General features: G+C 76.1%; 13 protein-coding genes and 1 riboswitch. Of the genes, 5 read left to right on the top strand and 8 right to left on the bottom strand.

Annotated elements, in window-relative coordinates; all coding sequences use genetic code 11:
* Positions 1 to 45: 45 nt before the first annotated feature.
* Positions 46 to 3,648 carry a cobaltochelatase subunit CobN gene (gene cobN / locus ABZ883_RS10835; protein WP_360904924.1) on the bottom strand — a complete coding sequence of 1,201 codons (3,603 nt, stop codon included), beginning with the start codon at positions 3,646 to 3,648 and terminating at the stop codon, positions 46 to 48.
* 52 nt (positions 3,649 to 3,700) lie between these two features.
* Positions 3,701 to 3,784: riboswitch (cobalamin riboswitch) on the bottom strand.
* Between the two features lie 117 nt (positions 3,785 to 3,901).
* On the opposite strand from cobN, the gene cobG reads away from it, so the two are divergent.
* From cobG to ABZ883_RS10820, 3 genes are read left to right on the top strand one after another with little or no spacing between them, the layout of a single operon-like run.
* The gene (cobG, locus tag ABZ883_RS10830) at positions 3,902 to 5,236 is read left to right on the top strand and encodes a precorrin-3B synthase (RefSeq protein WP_360904921.1); all 1,335 of its coding nucleotides are present in this window, start codon (positions 3,902 to 3,904) and stop codon (positions 5,234 to 5,236) included.
* Entirely contained in the window at positions 5,233 to 5,865 is a 633-nt protein-coding gene (locus ABZ883_RS10825; RefSeq protein ID WP_360904918.1) for a precorrin-8X methylmutase, read from the top strand. The genes cobG and ABZ883_RS10825 overlap by 4 nt, the downstream gene beginning before the upstream one ends.
* Positions 5,862 to 7,352 carry a precorrin-2 C(20)-methyltransferase gene (locus tag ABZ883_RS10820; RefSeq protein WP_360904915.1) on the top strand — a complete coding sequence of 497 codons (1,491 nt, stop codon included), beginning with the start codon at positions 5,862 to 5,864 and terminating at the stop codon, positions 7,350 to 7,352. Before ABZ883_RS10825 ends, ABZ883_RS10820 begins: the two co-directional genes overlap by 4 nt.
* On the opposite strand, the gene ABZ883_RS10815 is transcribed toward ABZ883_RS10820, so the two are convergent.
* Complete coding sequence (locus tag ABZ883_RS10815) at positions 7,340 to 8,104, bottom strand: cobalt-precorrin-6A reductase (protein ID WP_360904912.1); 765 nt, start codon at positions 8,102 to 8,104, stop codon at positions 7,340 to 7,342. The two genes, ABZ883_RS10820 and ABZ883_RS10815, sit on opposite strands and share 13 nt — an antisense overlap.
* 317 nt (positions 8,105 to 8,421) lie before the next feature.
* On the opposite strand from ABZ883_RS10815, the gene ABZ883_RS10810 reads away from it, so the two are divergent.
* Positions 8,422 to 8,832, top strand: coding sequence for a DUF3224 domain-containing protein (locus ABZ883_RS10810; RefSeq protein ID WP_360904909.1), 411 nt, complete (start codon positions 8,422 to 8,424; stop codon positions 8,830 to 8,832).
* Here ABZ883_RS10810 and cobM read toward each other — a convergent pair.
* Positions 8,814 to 9,593 (bottom strand): precorrin-4 C(11)-methyltransferase, encoded by a 780-nt coding sequence (cobM, locus tag ABZ883_RS10805; protein ID WP_360904906.1) that lies wholly within the window; start codon positions 9,591 to 9,593, stop codon positions 8,814 to 8,816. The genes ABZ883_RS10810 and cobM overlap by 19 nt on opposite strands.
* Complete coding sequence (cbiE, locus tag ABZ883_RS10800) at positions 9,590 to 10,828, bottom strand: precorrin-6y C5,15-methyltransferase (decarboxylating) subunit CbiE (RefSeq protein ID WP_360904903.1); 1,239 nt, start codon at positions 10,826 to 10,828, stop codon at positions 9,590 to 9,592. The genes cobM and cbiE overlap by 4 nt, the downstream gene beginning before the upstream one ends.
* Before the next feature lie 286 nt (positions 10,829 to 11,114).
* Between cbiE and ABZ883_RS10795 the strand changes: the two genes are divergently transcribed.
* Positions 11,115 to 12,059, top strand: a complete 945-nt coding sequence (locus tag ABZ883_RS10795; RefSeq protein ID WP_360904900.1) for a ribose-phosphate pyrophosphokinase — start codon at positions 11,115 to 11,117, stop codon at positions 12,057 to 12,059.
* On the opposite strand, the gene ABZ883_RS10790 is transcribed toward ABZ883_RS10795, so the two are convergent.
* The 4 genes from ABZ883_RS10790 to ABZ883_RS10775 are packed head-to-tail and all read right to left on the bottom strand — an operon-like array spanning position 12,060 to position 14,915.
* A complete protein-coding gene (locus tag ABZ883_RS10790; protein ID WP_360904897.1) occupies positions 12,060 to 12,272 on the bottom strand; it encodes a hypothetical protein in 213 nt (70 codons plus the stop codon).
* Positions 12,269 to 12,652: a hypothetical protein gene (locus tag ABZ883_RS10785; RefSeq protein ID WP_360904894.1), complete on the bottom strand. Its 384-nt coding sequence runs from the start codon at positions 12,650 to 12,652 to the stop codon at positions 12,269 to 12,271. Before ABZ883_RS10785 ends, ABZ883_RS10790 begins: the two co-directional genes overlap by 4 nt.
* Before the next feature lie 53 nt (positions 12,653 to 12,705).
* Positions 12,706 to 14,205: a HAMP domain-containing sensor histidine kinase gene (locus tag ABZ883_RS10780; protein WP_360904891.1), complete on the bottom strand. Its 1,500-nt coding sequence runs from the start codon at positions 14,203 to 14,205 to the stop codon at positions 12,706 to 12,708.
* Positions 14,202 to 14,915, bottom strand: coding sequence for a response regulator transcription factor (locus ABZ883_RS10775; protein WP_360904888.1), 714 nt, complete (start codon positions 14,913 to 14,915; stop codon positions 14,202 to 14,204). Before ABZ883_RS10775 ends, ABZ883_RS10780 begins: the two co-directional genes overlap by 4 nt.
* Positions 14,916 to 15,029 lie beyond the last annotated feature (114 nt).

Here is a 15,029-nt window from a genome sequence, read left to right as displayed (position 1 = left end):
GTTACGCCCAGTCGACCACCGCGCCACAAGCCGGCGTGCGCCCCCCTACTCGCCGCCCTCCAGGTCGCCCTCGGTCTCCAGGAACGCCTCCCGCAGGGCCGCCACGACCTCCGGGTCGGGCTCCGCCCACATCCCCCGGGACTCGGCCTCCAGCAGCCGCTCCGCCATGCCGTGCAGGGCCCACGGGTTGGCCTCCTGGAGGAAGGCGCGGTTCTCCGGATCCATGACATAGGTGCGGGCCAGCTTGTCGTACATCCAGTCGGCGACGACACCGGTGGTCGCGTCGTAGCCGAAGAGGTAGTCGACGGTCGCGGCCAGTTCGAACGCGCCCTTGTAGCCGTGCCGCCGCATCGCCTCGATCCAGCGGGGGTTGACCACGCGGGCGCGGAACACCCGGGAGGTCTCCTCCACCAGGGAGCGGGTGCGGACGGTCTCGGGGCGGGTGGAGTCACCGATGTAGGCCTCCGGCGAACGGCCGGTCAGCGCGCGGACAGTGGCGACCATGCCGCCGTGGTACTGGTAGTAGTCGTCGGAGTCGGCGATGTCGTGCTCGCGGGTGTCGGTGTTCTTCGCCGCCACCGCGATCCGCCGGTAGGCCGTCTCCATCTCCTCGCGCGCCGGGCGCCCGTCGAGGCCGCGGCCGTACGCGTAGCCGCCCCAGACGGTGTACACCTCGGCGAGGTCGGCGTCGCTGCGCCAGTCGCGGCTGTCGATGAGCTGGAGCAGGCCCGCGCCGTAGGTGCCGGGACGGGAGCCGAAGATCCGCGTGGTGGCGCGGCGTTCGTCGCCGTGCGCGGCGAGGTCCGCGCGGGTGTGGGCGCGCACGAAGTTGGCCCCGTCCGGCTCGTCCAGGCCCGCGACCAGCCGCACGGCGTCGTCCAGCAGGCCCACCACGTGCGGGAAGGCGTCGCGGAAGAAGCCGCTGATGCGCAGCGTGACATCGACCCGCGGACGGCCCAGCTCCGCGGCGGGCACCGCCTCCACGCCGGTGACGCGGCGGGACGCGTCGTCCCACACCGGGCGCACGCCCAGCAGCGCCAGCGCCTCGGCAACGTCGTCGCCGGAGGTGCGCATCGCGCTGGTCCCCCACAGCGACAGCCCCACCGACTGCGGCCAGGTGCCGTCGTTGTCCTCGCGGTAACGGGTGAGCAGCGAGTCCGCCAGCGCCTGCCCGGTCTCCCAGGCGAGCCGACTGGGCACGGCCTTGGGGTCGACGGAGTAGAAGTTGCGACCGGTCGGCAGGACGTTGACCAGACCGCGCAGCGGGGATCCCGAGGGTCCGGCCGGCACGAAGCCGCCGTCCAGCGCGTGCACCACGGCGTCGATCTCGTCCGTCGTCCGGGCCAGCCGCGGCACGACCTGCCGGGCCGCGAAGTCCAGCACCCGGGCGACGTCGCCGGGCAGTCCCTCGGCGACCCCGGCGACGGCCTCCGGCACCCAGCCGGCGTCCTCCATCGCCTGCACCAGCGCGCGGGCCTGCTCCTCGGCGGCGTCGGCCGACAGGCGCGTGGCCTTCGACTCGTCCAGGCCCAGGGCCTCGCGCAGCCCCGGCAGGGCGGCGGTGCCGCCCCAGATCTGCCGGGCGCGCAGGATCGCCAGCACCAGGTTGACCCGCTCGGCGCCGGCGGGCGCCTGGCCGAGCACATGCAGGCCGTCGCGGATCTGGGCGTCCTTGATCTCGCAGAGCCAGCCGTCGACATGGAGCAGGAAGTCGTCGAACTCGGCGTCGTGCGGCCGGTCCTCCAGACCCAGGTCGTGGTCGAGCTTGGCCGCCTGGATCAGCGTCCAGATCTGGGCGCGGACGGCGGGCAGCTTCGCCGGGTCCATGGACGCGATCGCCGCGTGCTCGTCCAGCAGCTGCTCCAGGCGCGCGATGTCGCCGTAGGAGTCGGCGCGGGCCATCGGCGGCACCAGGTGGTCCACGAGCGTGGCGTGGGCGCGGCGCTTGGCCTGGGTGCCCTCGCCCGGGTCGTTGACGAGGAACGGGTAGATCAGCGGCAGGTCGCCGAGGGCGGCGTCGGGGCCGCAGGCGGCGGACAGGGCCGCGTTCTTGCCGGGCAGCCACTCCAGGTTGCCGTGCTTGCCCAGGTGGATCATCGCGTCGGCGCCGAAGCCGCCGTCGGCCCGCGCCGTGGCGATCCAGCGGTAGGCGGCGAGGTAGTGGTGGGAGGGCGGCAGATCCGGGTCGTGGTAGATCGCGATCGGGTTCTCGCCGAAGCCGCGCGGCGGCTGGATGACGACCAGCAGATTGCCGCGGCGCAGCGCGGCCAGCACGATGTCGCCCTCGGGATTGGCGCTGGTGTCCACGAACATCGAGCCGGGCGGCGGCCCCCAGTGCTCCGTCACCGCGTCCCGCAGCTCCCGCGGCAGCTCGGCGAACCAGCGCCGGTAGTCCGCGGCCGGGACCCGCACCGGGTTCCGGGCCAGCTGCTCCTCGGTCAGCCAGTCCTGGTCGTGGCCGCCCGCCTCGATCAGGGCGCGGATCAGTTCGTCGCCGTCGCCCGAGGACAGGCCCGGGATCTCCTCGGCGGGCCCGAAGTCGTAGCCCTCCGCGCGCAGTCGGCGCAGCAGCGCGACCGCGCTGGCCGGGGTGTCCAGGCCCACCGCGTTGCCGATGCGGGCGTGTTTGGTCGGGTACGCGGACAGCACCAGCGCGAGCCGGCGCTCCGCGGGCGGTATGTGCCGCAGCCGCGCGTGGCGCACGGCGATCCCGGCGACGCGGGCGGCCCGCTCGGGGTCGGGGGTGTAGACCGGCAGGCCGTCCTCGTCGACCTCCTTGAAGGAGAACGGGACGGTGATCAGCCGGCCGTCGAACTCGGGCACGGCGACCTGCGTCGCGGCGTCCATCGGGGACAGCCCCTCGTCGCTCTCCTCCCACACCGCCCGCGACGAGGTCAGGCACAGCGCCTGGAGCACCGGCACGTCGAGCGAGGTCAGCGCGCCCGCGTCCCAGGCCTCCTCGTCGCCGCCCGCGGAAGCCTCGGCGGGGCGGGTGCCTCCCGCGGCCAGCACGGTGGTGACGATCGCGTCCACACCGGTCAGCGCGGCCAGCAACTCCGGCTCGGGGGCGCGCAGCGAGGCCACGTACAGCGGCAGCGCCCGGCCCCCGGCCCCCTCGATCGCGGCGCACAGCGCCTCCACGAAGGCGGTGTTGCCGCTCATGTGGTGGGCGCGGTAGTAGAGGACGGCGACCAGCGGGCCCTCGGTGACGGCTTCGGCACGCTCCAGGCGGCCCCAGGACGGGGCGGGGGCCGGGGGCTCGAAGCCGTGGCCGGACAGCAGCACGGTGTCGGAGAGGAAGCGGGCCAGCTGGGCGAGGTTGGCGGGACCGCCGTGCGCGAGGTAGGCGTGGGCCTCGGCGGCGATGCCGACCGGGACGGTGGACAGCTCCATCAGCTGGGCGTCGGGGGCCTGTTCACCGGTGAGCACGACCACGGGGCGCGGCCCGGCGAGCAGCGCGTCCAGGCCCTCCTCCCAGGCCCGGCGCCCGCCGAGCAGACGGACCACGACCAGGTCGGTGCCGTCGAGGAGCGCGGGCAGTTCCGCCGCGGTGAGCCGGGCCGGGTTGGCGAGGCGGTAGGGGACCGGGCCCTGCGCCGCGCGGGCGCTGAGCAGATCGGTGTCGGACGTCGAGAGCAGCAGGATCACGTCGGGCGTGCCTTCCTCGGGGTCCGCGCCCCGGGCCGGTGGGTGACGGCGGGAGTTCCTGGCTCCCGCGGCCCGGCATTACCCGTGGGCCGCGATGACAGTGGCGGGACCGCACCGGATTCGCACCGGTTTCCTCCCCTGGCGCCGTCGATGGCGTGGGCGCGGCCTGACGGCCGTCCCACCGGCATAGTAAGGGCTGGTGACGTTGCATGGGCCGTACACCTCCCGGGAGCCCACAGGTATGCTCGCGGCCATGCCCGCAGCCCCGGAATCCCCCGTGAACGGCGCCTTCGCCGTACCCGCGGCAGGGCGCACGGCCCGCGACGACGCGTGCCCGGGAGCGCTGCGGCTGCACACCGCCGACGACGGCCCGCTCGCCCGGATCCGCATACCCGGCGGAATACTGACGGTCCGTCAGGCACAGGCGCTGGCGGACGCCGCCGACGACCTCGGCGACGGCAACCTCGACCTCACCTCCCGGGGCAATCTCCAACTGCGCGGCCTGCGCGCCCCCGACGCCGCCACCGCCCTCGCGGACCGGCTGTCCGCCGCCGGACTGCTCCCCTCGTACGCCCACGAACGGGCCCGCAATGTCGTCGCCTCCCCCCTGGGCGGGCTCGACGGCACCGGCCACGCCGACGTGGCCCGCTGGGTACGGGAACTGGACGCCCTGCTCTGCGCGAGCCCCGCGGCCGCCGGGCTGTCCGGACGCTTCCTCTTCGCCCTCGACGACGGCCGCGGCGACGTCGCCGCGCTCGGCGCCGATGTGACGGTGATCGCACAGCCCGACCGAGCCACCGCCGAACTCCGCCTCGCGGGCACACCCGTCGCCCACGTCCCCGCCGCCGACGCCCCCCGCTGGGCGCTGCTCGCCGCCGAGGCCTTCCTCACCCTCGCCGCCGGCCACACCGCCCGCGCCTGGCGCCTCGCCGACGTCGACCCCACGGGCGCCCGCGTCGCGGGCCTGCTGCCCGGAACGAATGCCCTCCCGGCTCCGCAGGAGCCGCACGGCGGACCGGCCGGGCCGCGACTCGGTGCCGTCCCCCAACCCGGCGGCGCGGCATGGGCGCTGTCGGCCGGGGTGCGGCTGGGCCGCGCGACCAGCGGAGCCTGGCGGGTCCTGACGCGGGCCGCCGCCGCGGCCGGCGGGCAGGTACGGGTGACACCGTGGCGCGGCGTGGTCGTCCCCGGCGTCCCGGCGGCAGAGGCGCCCGAGGTGCTGCGGCGCCTGGCGGACGCGGGCTTCCTGACCGGCGAGGACTCGCCGTGGCACGGGGTCACCGCGTGCGCGGGACGGCCCGGCTGCGCCAAGTCGCTGGCGGACGTGCGGACGGACGCCGCCGCCGCGGTGCGCGAGGCGGCCGACGGCCCCGGACTGCCCCTGCTGCCCGTCCACTTCTCGGGCTGCGACCGGCACTGCGGCCGGCCCGACGGCGCCCGGGTCGACGTCACGGCCACCGCCGGCGACCGCTACCGCGTCACCGTGCCCGGCACCCCCGCAGCCACCACCGCTACCGCCCGGGACCTGCCCGCCGCCGTCGCCGCCGCCCGCCGTACGACCCCACCACCACCGAGGACCACGACGTGACCGAGTACGAGAAGGACGGCCCGGAGATCTACCGCCGGTCCTTTGCCATCATCCGCGCCGAGGCGGAACTCGACGCCCTGCCGCCGGACATGGCACAGGTCGCCGTCCGCATGATCCACGCGTGCGGCATGACCGACCTCGTCCGCGACCTGGCCTTCAGCCCGTCCGTCGTCGCGGACGCGCGCGCCGCGCTGCGCGCCGGGGCGCCGATCCTCTGCGACGTGCAGATGGTCGCCAGTGGCGTCACCCGCAAGCGGCTGCCCGCGGACAACGAGGTCGTCTGCACCCTGTCCGACCCCGCCGTCCCGGCGCTCGCGGCCGAGCTCGGCACCACCCGCAGCGCCGCCGCGATGGAGCTGTGGCGGGACCGCCTGGAGGGCGCCGTCGTCGCCGTCGGCAACGCCCCCACCTCGCTCTTCCGGCTGCTGGAGATGATCGAGGCCGGCGCCCCGCGCCCGGCCGCCGTCATCGGTGTGCCGGTCGGTTTCGTCGGCGCCGCCGAGTCCAAGGACGCCCTCGCCGCACACCCCTCCGGCCTGGAGCACCTGATCGTGCGCGGCCGGCGCGGCGGCAGCGCGATCGCGGCCGCCGCCCTCAACGCCCTCGCCACGGAAAGCGACATCGTATGACCACCGGCCGTCTGTACGGAGTGGGCCTCGGCCCCGGCGACCCCTCCCTGATGACCGTGCGGGCCGTGGACGTCATCCGCTCCGCCGACGTCATCGCGTACCACTGCGCCCGGCACGGCCGCAGCATCGCCCGCTCGATCGCCGCGGCGCACATCCGCCCCGAGCAGATCGAGGAGCGGCTGATGTACCCCGTGACGACGGAGACCACCGACCACCCCGGCGGCTACCGCGGCGCCCTCGACGACTTCTACGCCGAGTCCGCAGAACTGCTCGCCGCGCACCTCGACGCGGGCCGCACCGTCGCCGTGCTCGCCGAGGGCGATCCGCTCTTCTACGGCTCGTACATGCACATGCACAAGCGGCTCGCCGACCGCTACCCGGCCGAGGTGATCCCCGGCGTCACCTCCGTGAGCGCCGCCGCCGCACGCATCGGGCGGCCGCTGGTGGAGGGCGAGGAGGTGCTGACCATCCTGCCCGGCACGCTCCCTGAGGAAGAGCTCGCGGCCCGGCTCGCGGCCACCGACGCGGCGGCCGTGATGAAGCTCGGCCGCACCTTCCCCGCCGTGCGCCGGGCGCTCGGGACAGCGGGGCGGCTGGCGGACGCGCACTACGTCGAGCGCGCCACGATGGACGCCGAACGCCTCGGGATGCTGGCCGACGTCGACCCGGGGACGGTGCCGTACTTCGCCGTCGCGGTGCTGCCCAGCCGGATCGACGAGCGCCCCGCCCCGCAGGCGCCGTCCGGCGAGGTCGTGGTCGTCGGCCTCGGCCCGGCCGGCCCGATGTGGCTGACCGCAGAGGCGCGCTCCGCGCTCGCCGAGGCCGACGAACTCGTCGGCTACACCACGTACATGGACCGCGTCCCGGTCCGCCCCGGGCAGCTCCGGCACGCCTCCGACAACCGCGTCGAGGCCGAACGCGCCGAGTTCGCCCTCGATCTCGCCCGGCGCGGGCGGCGGGTGGCCGTCGTGTCCTCCGGCGACCCCGGCGTCTTCGCGATGGCAACCGCCGTGCTGGAGGCCGCCTCCGCCGAGCCCTACCTCGACGTGCCGGTGCGCGTCGTACCCGGCATCACCGCCGCCCAGTCCGCGGCGGCACTCGCGGGCGCGCCCCTGGGACACGACTACGCGGTGGTGTCGCTGTCCGACCGGCTCAAGCCCTGGACGGTCATCGAGGAGCGGCTGCGCGCCACGACCGCCGCCGATCTGGTGCTCGCGCTCTACAACCCGGCGTCCCGCAGCCGCCGGGAGCAACTGGAACAGGCGCTGAAGGTGCTGCGGGAAGGCCGCGCGCCCGGCACCCCGGTGGTCGTCGCGCGCGACGTCGGCGGCCCGGAGCAGGCCGTGCGGATCACCACGCTGGAGGACCTGGACCCGGCGACCGTGGACATGCGCTGCATCCTGCTCGTCGGCTCCTCGCAGACCCGCGCCGTGCGCCGCGGCGACGGCACCACGGTGGTCTGGACGCCGCGCCGCTACCCGGCCTGATCCCCGCCGCGCAGCCACTCCAAGGCGCCCGCCACGTCCGGGACGGCCGGGACGCCCGGCGGGGCGGGAGGACGGCGCACGACCACCACGGGCAGCCCGAGGTCGCGGGCGACGGCGAGCTTCGGGGCCGTCGCCGCGCCCCCGCTGTCCTTGGTCACCAGGACGTCGACGCGGTGGCGGGTCATCAGCGCCCGCTCCCCGTCGTAGGTGAACGGCCCCCGGTCCAGGACGACTTCCGTACGCGGCGGGTACGGCGGTTCCGGGGGGTCGACGGACCGCACCAGGAACCAGCGGGCGGCGTCCCCGGCGAAGGCCGCCAGGTCCGTGCGGCCCGTGGTCAGGAACACCCGCCCGCCGAGCGCGGGCAGCAGGGCCGCGGCCCCGGCCGCCGAGTCCACCGGGTGCCAGCGGTCGCCCGGCACGGGCGTCCAGCCGGGGCGGCGCAGCCCCAGCAGCGGAACGCCGGCCGCCGCGGCGGCCGCGGCGGCGTGGGCACTCATCGTGCCGGCGAAGGGATGCGTGGCGTCGACCAGCGCGTCGACGGCGTGCTCCCGCAGCCACCGCGCCAGCCCCTCGGTGCCGCCGAACCCCCCCGTCCGCACGTCGCCCGGCGGCAGCCGGGGCGCCGCCACCCGCCCCGCGAGCGAACTGGTCACCCGCCAGGCCGCGGGGTCGCCAGCCAGCGCCTCCGCGAGGCCGCGGCCCTCCGTGGTGCCGCCGAGGATCAGGACGTGCTGCCGTGTGCCGTTCACGGGCGCACTGTACGGGGCACGCCCAGCGGGTCGTGACGCCCGGCCGCGGCGAGCGACCCGCGCAAGGGTGCGGCGGCGTGGGCACTCATCGTGCCGGCGAAAGGCTCCCGCAGCCACCGCGCCAGGCCGCGGGATCGCCGGGCGGCGCTCCGCGGGGCCGCCGCGCCCGCACGCGGGCGCGGCGGCGCGGAGGTGTCCCCGGGCTGCGTTGCCGCATCGTCCGGGCGGCCGGACCACGCCGGCCGCGGGACGACTCCCCGCCATGCGATGCACCGCGCCGGCGGTGCCCCCGTGGCGACACGCCCTACGCTCGGGCCATGAGAGCCGAGGGAACGTTCACCGTCAAAGCCTTCGTGCCGGCCGCGCTCGTGCCGGAGCCCGCCGTCACGACCGGGACGCCCGTCGGCGTCGCCACCATCGAGAAGACCTTCGAGGGCGAGGTCGCCGGCCGCTCGGCGACCCTGTTCACCGCCGCGTACGACCAGGGCACCGGCATCGGCACCTACGTCGCGATGGAATCCTTCGAGGGCGCGCTGAACGGCCGCGAGGGCACCTTCAACTTCGCGCACTCGGCGACCACATCGGGCGAGGACCGCACGGCGGAGTTCTTCACCGTCGTGCCGGGCAGCGGCACCGGCGCGCTGGCCGGGATCACCGGCAGTGGCGGGCTGGCCGTCGACAGCGACGGCACGCACCGCATCTGGTTCGACTACGCGCTCGGCGGCTGAGCCGCGCACTCCGCCGCGTGCCGGTGGACGCGCTCCGCCGAGTACAGATGGCTGTCGCGGAACTGCTCCGCGCCCAGGGTGCGCCCGACGATGATCACGGCCGTACGGACCACGCCCGCCTCCTCCACCCGCTCCGCGATGTCGCCGAGCGTCCCGCGCAGCACCAGCTCGTCGGGGCGCGAGGCCATCGCGACGACGGCCGCCGGGCAGTCGGCGCCGTAGTTCGGGGTGAGTTCGGCGACCACCCGGTCGATGTGGCGGGCGGCCAGGTGCAGCACGATCAGCGCGCCCCCGCGGCCGAGCGTCGCCAGGTCCTCGCCCTCCGGCATGGGCGTGGCCTGCTGGGCGATCCGCGTGAGGATCACCGTCTGGCCGACGGTCGGCACCGTCAGCTCCCGCTTGAGCGCGGCGGCGGCCGCCGCGAACGCGGGGACGCCGGGCACGACGTCGTAGGGGATGCCTGCCGCGTCCAGGCGACGCATCTGCTCGGCGACGGCACTGAAGACCGACGGGTCGCCGGAGTGCAGGCGGGCGACGTCGTGGCCCCGCTCGTGGGCGCGGACGAACTCCTCGGTGATCTGGTCGAGGGTGAGCTGCGCGGTGTCCACCAGGCGGGCGTCCGGCGGGCAGTCGGCGAGCAGTTCGGGCGGCACGAGGCTGCCGGCGTACAGGCACACCTGGCTGCGGGCCAGCACCCGCAGGCCGCGCACGGTGATGAGGTCGGCGGCGCCCGGTCCGGCACCGATGAAATGGACGGTCATGGCTTCTGCTCCCCTGCGGGCTTGACGGCGGACCACTGGGTGACGGGCATGGCCTGCCGCCAGCCCGTGAAACCGCCGACCGGCACGGCGTGGGCGACGGCGAGGCGGACGAGGTCGCCGCCGTGCCGGGCGTACCACCGCGCGAGCAGGGCCTCGGACTCCAGCGTGACGGTGTTGGCGACCAGCCGGCCGCCCGGCCGCAGCGCCGCCCAGCAGGCTTCCAGCAGGCCGGGGGCGGTGAGTCCGCCGCCGACGAACACCGCGTCGGGGGCGGGGAGTCCGGCCAGCGCCTCCGGCGCGCCGCCGGTCACCACGCGCAGCGCGGGCACGCCGAGCGCGGCGGCGTTGCGGGTGATGCGCTCCGCGCGGACGGGGTCGCGCTCCACCGTGACCGCCCGGCAGGAGCGGTGGGCCCGCATCCACTCGACGGCGATCGAGCCCGAGCCGCCGCCGACGTCCCACAGCAACTCACCGGGCGCGGGAGCGAGGGCGGCCAGGGTGGCCGCCCGTATATGACGCTTCGTCAACTGACCGTCGTGCTCGTACGCGTCGTCCGGCAGCCCGGGCACCGCGCCCAGCCGGAGCGCACCGGGATCGGCGGCGCACTCCACGGCGACGACGTTCAGCGGATCGCCCGGGGCGTGCGACCACCGGTCGGCGGTGCCCTCCAGGACGCGTTCGCGGTCCGAGCCCAGCTGCTCCAGCACCCGCATCCGGCTGGCGGCGAAGCCGCGTTCCCTCAGCAGACCCGCGACCTCGGCGGGCGTCCCCGCGCCCGCGCTGAGCGCCAGCACGCGGCGCCCGTCGTGCAGGACCGCGGACAGCGCCGCGAGGGGGCGCCCGACCAGGCTCACGACCTCGGTGTCCTCCACGGCCCAGCCCAGCCGGGCGCACGCGTACGCCACCGACGAGGGATGCGGCAGCACCTGGAGCCGCCCGGCCCCCAGCACCTCGGTGAGCGTGCGCCCGATCCCGTGGAACATGGGGTCACCGCTGGCCAGCACCGCGATCCGGCGTCCCGCGTGCGCGGCCATCAGCCCCGGCACGGCCGGCCGCAACGGCGACGGCCACGCGACCCGCTCGCCCACGACGTCCGCCGGCAGCAGGGCGAGTTGACGCGGCCCCCCGATCACGACCTCGGCCGCGGCCAGCACCGCCCGCGAGGCCTCGGGCAGCCCGTCCCAGCCGTCCGCCCCGACCCCGACGACGGCCACGGGAACGGACGCGTCGTCCATCACGGGGAACACCTCGCAACTCGGCGGATTCGGGCGGGCACAGCAGCCGCAGCCTACGCGAATCCCCAGGTGACCCCCGGGGCGGGGGCGCCGGGGTGCCCCCTCCTCCGACCGGCCCGGCAGCCGTGGCCCCGGGCGAAATCCACATGACGGAGGCGCCCGTCCCGCACGATGCTGTGCCCGTGACGACCGCCCGGCGCGCAGCCGGCCCTCGCGCCCCCGATTCACCCCTGGCGGGCGGCCGTCAGGCGCCGGTTCCGCAAGGACCGCCCGTAGGATGCGCAGCGTGCGCGACATCGCGGTCTTCAGCGGCAGTGCCCATCCTCAACTCGCCTCCGAACTCTGCGCCCACCTGGGGGTGAAGCTCAGCCCGGCGCGGGTCAGCCGGTTCGCCAACGACTGCCTGGAGGTGCAGTTGCAGGCCAACTGCCGCGAGCGGGACGTCTTCCTGATCCAGCCGCTGGTGGCGCCCGTCCAGGAGCACCTGGTGGAGCTGCTGTTGATGTGCGACGCCGCGCGGGGCGCGTCCGCGGCCCGGATCACCGTGGTGATGCCGCACTACTCCTACGCGCGGTCCGACAAGAAGGACGCCCCCCGCATCTCCATCGGGGGGCGTCTGGTCGCCGATCTGCTGGTCGCGGCGGGCGCGAGCCGCGTGCTCGCCATGACGCTGCACTCCCCGCAGGTGCACGGCTTCTTCAGCGTGCCCGTCGACCATCTGCACGCGCTGCGCGAACTGGCCGCGCACTTCCGCGGGTACGACCTGTCCCGTGCCACGGTCGTCTCACCGGACCTGGGCAACGCCAAGGAGGCGGCCGCGTTCGCCCGGATGCTGGGTGTGCCGGTCGCGGCCGGGGCCAAGCAGCGCTTCGCCGACGACCGGGTGAGCATCAGCGCGGTGATCGGCGACATCGCCGGGCGGGACGTGATCGTCCTGGACGACGAGATCGCCAAGGGCAGCACGGTGCTGGAACTGCTGGAACGGCTGCGGGAACTGGGCGCCCGCTCGATTCGCGTCGCCTGCACGCACGGCCTGTTCGCGGCGGGCGCCCTCAAGCGCCTGTCGGACGAGCCGGACGTGCTGGAGATCGTGTGCACCGACACCGTGCCCGTGCCCGAGGCGCAGCGCACGGCGAAGCTGACGGTGCTGTCCGTGGCGCCGGCGCTGGCCGAGGCCGTGCGCCGGATCCACGACGGCGAATCGGTGAGCGCCCTGTTCGACCCGGCCTGATCAGCCGTCCCCGCGGGCCGCGTCGGCGTCCGCGCGGGCGGCCGCGCTCTCGGCGTCGTCCACGATCCGGCTGAGGTCGGAGGGGACCGGGGCGACGGAGACGGGGCCGCCGGCCGGGGCGGGCGCGGCGCTGCCGGACGGCCCGCAGGCCGTCAGCAGGGCGGCGCAGGCCGCGGCGGCGACGGCCAGGGCGGCGGCGCGGCGGCGGGTCACGAGGCGGCGCCGTCGTGGTGCGCGGCGCACCAGTCCTGGACCTTGGCCAGGTCCGTGCGCCGCTGCTGCAGCGTCGGCACCAGGGAGGTGCGGAAGGTGAGCCGGTCGTTGAGGTAGGTCTCGATCTCCGTGTGGCCGGCCGCCTTGGCGTTGTCGACGCGCTGCTGGAGGCGCTTGACCGAACCGCGCTGCGTGACCGGCCCGTTCAGCCGCTTCAGCGCCCGGTCGATGCGGGCGTCGATCCGGTCGGCGCGCTTGCACAGCGCCTTGGCCCCGTCGCCCTTCGGGCCCGGCGCGGCGGTGGCGGCGCCGGCCGGGGCGGCGAGTCCCAGCACGGTGACGACGGTGGCGAGGGCCACGGCGGTGGTACGGCGTCGCATGACGTCCTCCTTCGGGTCGCGGGGACGCGGAGCACGCCCCTCGGACCGGAAAGCTAGGGAGCGTCTTTGTGGAAACCTTGTGGCTCCTCGGGCCGTCGGGCCGACAGCCAGTCGCGGCGCAGCAGCGGCAGCGTCGGCTCGCCGCCCCGGACCCCGCTGAGCGGCAGCCGTATCTCGAAGCGCGCGCCGGGTCGGCCGTCGGGGCGGTCCGCGATGGCGACCGTGCCGCGGTGGAGGGCGATCTGCTGGGCGACCAGGGTCAGTCCGAGTCCGGAACCGGGGCTGCCGGGGCGGTGGTGGAAGCGTTCGAAGACCGCCGCGCGGGCCCCGGGCGGGACGCCGGGGCCGTGGTCGTCGACGGTGAGGACGACCGCCGGGGCCCGCTTGTCGCGGCTGCGCCGCAGGACGACCTCGACGGCGGGCGGGCCGCTCGCCGGGCGGCCGTGGACGAGCGCGTTGGTCAGCAGGTTGTCGGTGAGGGAGCGCAGCCCCTGTTCCCAGCCGTGCACGAGCAGCCCCGGGGCGGTGGTGACGCTCACCCGGGCCTCGGGGTGGTGGCGGCGCAGTCCGGCGACCGCGGCGTCCACGAGTTCGCCCGCGTCGACCGGCACGAAGGTGTCCTCCTCGACCAGGTCGCCCTGGGCGAGGGCGCGCAGCATCACCAGCAGGCCGAGCACGCGGGCGTGTTCGGCGCGCAGGTCGGCCAGCACCTCGGCGCGGTCGCCGCCGGGCAGGTCGGGGTACCGGGTCAGGATGTCGAGGTTGGTGCCGATGCTCATCAGCGGGTTGCGCAGTTCGTGGGAGGCGGTGGCCGCGAACGAGCGGGCGGTGGCGAGGGCTTCGCCGGTCCGGGCGGCCTGCTCGTCGTAGCGGGACAGCACCGTCTGCAGGGTGCGCGCCAGGTCGTCGACCTCGGTGAGCCGGGTCGGGGTGTGCTCCAGGCGGGCCGCGCTGACCCGCGGGTCGAGTCCGCCCGCGCGCTGCTGGAGCCGGCGCAGCGGTCGTACGGCCCGGCCGGCGGCGGCCCAGGCCAGCAGTCCGGACAGGGGCGCGGCGAGCAGGGCGACGGTCAGCACACGCAGGCGGACCCGCCGCAGTTGGGCCTCGGTCGCCGCGTCGGGCGAGAAGACCCACAGCGTGCCGGCGGCCGCCTTGCGCGAGCCGGCCACCGGCCGCGACAGCACGCGCCAGCGCACGCCCCCGGCGCCGACCGTGACGGGGCGGGACGCGGCGGCGGGCAGCGCGACCGACGCGGCGGGCAGCGGGCCGCCCTCGACGGTGCCGTCCGGGCCGGTGAGCCGGATGCCGACGTCGAGCGCCGAGGCGAACAGCCGTCGGCTGCGGGCCTGTTCGGCGGCGGGGCGGTCGGCCGCGGCGACCCGCAGCAGGGCCCGGGCGTCCGGTGCGACCGCCGCGGCCCGCTCCCGCAGGTGCGCGTCCTGCTGGGCGTGCAGGTCCGAGGCGACGAGCCGGATGAGCAGCGCGCCGGAGGCCAGCACGAGCAGCGGCACCACCGCGCCCACGGCGAGGGCGACCCGTGTCGACAGCCTCATGGCCGGCCGCCCTCGCGGTCGTCACGCAGGACGAAGCCGACGCCCCGCACCGTGTGGAGGATGCGCGGGCGGCCGCCGGCCTCGAGCTTGCGCCGCAGGTAGCTGACGAAGGTGTCGACGGCGTCGGTGCGCACGTCGAAGTCGTAGCCCCAGACGCGGTCGAGCAGCTGGTCGCGGGTCATCACCAGTCCCGCGTTGCGGGCCAGGACCTCCAGCAGTTCGAACTCGCGCCGGGTGAGCGCCAGCGGCTGCCCGTCCAGGCGGGCCTGCCGGGTCGCCGGGTCGACGAGCAGGCCGCCGGCCCGCACCGTGCCGGAGGGCGCGGGCGGGCGGCGGCGCAGCAGGGCGTGCAGCCGCAGTACCAGCTCCTCCAGGGCGAACGGCTTGACCAGGTAGTCGTCGCCGCCCGCCTGGAGTCCGGCGACCCGGTCGGCGAGCTCGTCGAGGGCGGAGAGCATCAGCACGGGGACCTCATTGTGCTCCGCCCGCAGCGTCCGGCAGACCTCGATCCCGCTGAGGTCCGGCATGGAGATGTCGAGCACGACCACGTCGGGCGCGCCTTCGCGGACGGCGCCGAGCGCGGCGTGCCCGCCGTCGGCCAGGGCCACCGAGAAGCCGCCGAGCCGCAGCCCCCGCTCCAGGGACCTGCGTATGGCGGCGTCGTCGTCGGCGACCAGGACGCGGCCGCCGGTGTGCGCATCGGTTCTCACGGCGGTGATGGTAGGCGCAGGGGCCCGGCGGGAAGGATGCGGCGCCCGCCCTCGGGCCCGGAGCACCGCCAGGTCGTCGCGCCGGGAGGGCTGCGGCACGGCGGGGCCCGACAG

The sequence above is a fragment of the Streptomyces sp. NPDC046977 genome, from assembly GCF_040644455.1.
In the GTDB taxonomy this organism is placed as follows: domain Bacteria; phylum Actinomycetota; class Actinomycetes; order Streptomycetales; family Streptomycetaceae; genus Actinacidiphila.
This window is presented reverse-complemented; position numbering and strand designations above follow the sequence as displayed.